This is a genomic window from Armatimonadota bacterium, assembly GCA_016869025.1.
GTDB lineage: Bacteria > Sysuimicrobiota > Sysuimicrobiia > Sysuimicrobiales > Humicultoraceae > VGFA01.
In genome coordinates, this window is sequence record VGFA01000045.1 from 1 (window position 1) to 2,776 (window position 2,776).

Annotated in this window: 2 protein-coding genes; one reads left to right on the forward strand and one right to left on the reverse strand. The window is 65.9% G+C overall.

The features are described 5' to 3' along the window. On the forward strand, positions 1-989 hold a 989-nt coding region (locus tag FJX73_12700; GenBank protein ID MBM3471629.1), incomplete at its 5' end, for a mandelate racemase. Positions 990-1,007: 18 nt separating this feature from the next. Here the strand turns inward: FJX73_12700 and FJX73_12705 are convergent. After that, positions 1,008-2,776: formate C-acetyltransferase/glycerol dehydratase family glycyl radical enzyme (locus tag FJX73_12705; protein MBM3471630.1), on the reverse strand; the 1,769-nt coding region annotated here is incomplete at its 5' end.

Sequence of the window (2,776 nt, forward strand, 5' to 3'; positions counted from 1 at the left end):
CCGACCAGGGGACGACCGGCTGGGGCGAGGTCTGTCCGCTGGGAAGCACATACCTGGAAGGCTTCGCAGGAGGCGCACGGGTGGCACTGCAGGCGCTCGCGCCGGCGCTCGTCGGCGCCGATCCCAGGAATCTGGCCCTGATCAACGAGCGAATGGACGGCGCCCTGCGCGGGCACGCCTATGCCAAGAGCCCCCTGGACGTGGCCTGCTGGGACATCCTGGGCAAGATCAGCGGGCAGCCGGTTGCCACACTGCTGGGAGGGGTGCGGCAGGACCGGTACCCGCTCTACGTGGCGATCCCGCTGGGAAGTCCAGAGGAGATGGCCGCCTGCATCAGGGCACGCCGGGGGGAGGGCATCCACCGCTTCCAGCTGAAGGTCGGCGGCAACCCCCTGGAGGACGCCGAACGCGTGCGGCGCGCTGTCGAGGTCACCGAAGAAAGTGACGTCCTCATCGCCGATGCCAACGGGGGTTGGCGCATTCAGGATGCCATCGTCGCCGCGCGCCTGCTCGATCCGCTGCCGCGCGTGTACCTGGAGCAACCCTGTCCCACATTGGAGGAGTGCGCCGCCGTGCGCAGGGCGACCACGCTGCCGATGATCTACGACGAGATCGTAGTAGACGCGCCGTCGCTGCTGGCCGCCGTGCAGCAGGGCGGCGCCGGAGGGATCAACCTCAAGATCAGCAGGGTTGGGGGGCTCGGCAAAGCACGGCTGATCCGTGATCTCTGCGAAGCGCTCGGGGTTTCGCTGACAATCGAGGATACATGGGGCGGCGATCTGGTCACGGCGGCGGTCAGCCACCTCGCGGCAAGCGTGCGCCCGGAGGCGCTCTTTGCCGCCTCGTTCATGAACGACTGGACGCAGGAGCACGTCGCCGGATACCAGCCGCGATCGCAGGACGGCTGGGGCGGACCTGCCTTGGGCCCGGGTCTCGGCGTCGAGGTCGAAACCCGGGCCCTCGGTGAACCGTTGTTCGTGGCCTGCTAGCGGCCTGCTTTCGGCGTCTCACTCCCGCGCGCATCTACTGGAAGGCGAATGGTGCTCGGTGCGCGCGATGATCTCATCCTGCAGCGCCTTGTTCAGGTCGCAGAAGTAGTCGCTGTACCCGGCAACCCGAACGATCAGGTCGCGGTGCCGCTCGGGATGCGCCTGCGCATCGCGTAGCGTATCGGCCGAGATCACATTGAACTGGATGTGGTGGCCGCCCAGTGCGAAGTAGGACCGCACGAGGGAGGCGAGGTTTTCTATGCCTTTCTCGCCCTCAAGCAGCTGCGGCGAGAACTTCTGGTTGAGCAGGGCCCCGCCGGTCCGTACGTGGTCTATCTTGCCGGCGGAGCGGAGGACGGCGGTAGGGCCCTTCCGATCGGCCCCCTGGACCGGAGAGATCCCCTCGGAGAGCGGCGTCCCCGACACGCGCCCATCAGGGGTGGCCCCTGTCACGGAACCGAAGTACACGTGGCACGTGGTCGAAAGGAAGTTGATGTGGTACTGCCCGCCCTTGGTGTTCCTGCGGCCGTCGACGGCGCGGTAGAAGGCCTCGAACACATCCCGCAGCAACCCGTCGGCGTAGTCGTCGTCGTTTCCGTATCGCGGGGTCTTGTTCAGGAGAGCCTGGCGGATGCGTTCCCACCCGGCGAAGTCGGCGTCAAGGGCACCGCAAAGGTCCGCCAGCGTCAGGGTCTGCTTATCGAAGACGTGGTAGCGAATGGCCGCCAGGCTGTCAGTGGTCGTCCCGATCCCGACGCCCTGAATGTAGTTGGTGTTGTAGCGCGCCCCGCCGTTGTTGTAGTCCTTGCCCTTGGCTATGCAATCATCAATCAGAATTGAAAGGAACGGCACCGGCATGTAGTCCGCGTACAGCCGCTCGATTACGTTGTTCCCGCGCACCTTGATGTCCACGAAATGAGCGAGCTGTCGTCGAAACGCGTCCATCACCTCGGCGAACGAGGAGAACGCCGCGGGATCGCCTGTGGCGAGGCCGATCCGCGCCCCTGTCCGTGGATCCACGCCGTTGTGCAGGGTGACCTCCAGCACCTTGGGGAGGTTGAAGTAGCCTGTCAGGATGTAGCTCTCCTTGCCGAACGCGCCGGTCTCGACGCACCCGCTCGCCCCGCCTGAGCGGGCGTCCTCGGCAGTCTTGCCCTGGCGGAGGAGCTCCTCGACGATGGTGTCCGCGTTGAAGATCGAGGGCTGCCCCCATCCCTTGCGGATGATCCGGCAGGCGACCCCAAGCAGCTGGTCGGGGCTCTTCCGGCTGAGCTGAACGTTGGAACTCGGCTGGGTCAGACGCATCTCATCAATGACTTCGAGGACAAGATACGTGACGTCGTTGACCCCGTCGCTCCCGTCGGGCCGCAGGCCGCCGACATTGATGTTGGCGAAGTCCGTGTAGGTCGAGCTCTCGGCGGCCGTGACCCCGACCTTGGGGGGCGCCGGCTGGTTGTTGAACTTGATCCAGAAGCACTCCAGCAGTTCCTTGGCCTTCTCGCGGGTGAGCGAGCCGTCGGCCAATTCCCTCTCGTAGAACGGCCAGAGATGCTGGTCGAGGCGCCCGGGGTTGAACGCGTCCCATGGGTTCAGTTCCGAGATGACGCCGAGATGGACGAACCAGTAGGCCTGGAGCGCTTCCCAAAACGTCTCGGGGGCGTGGGCGGGGACTTTGCGGCAGATGCGCGCGATCTCCTCAAGCTCAGCCCTCCGAGCAGGATCTGTCTGACGCGATGCGAGCTCCAAGGCCGTCTCGGCATGCCTGCGCGCAAGCGTCACGATCGCGT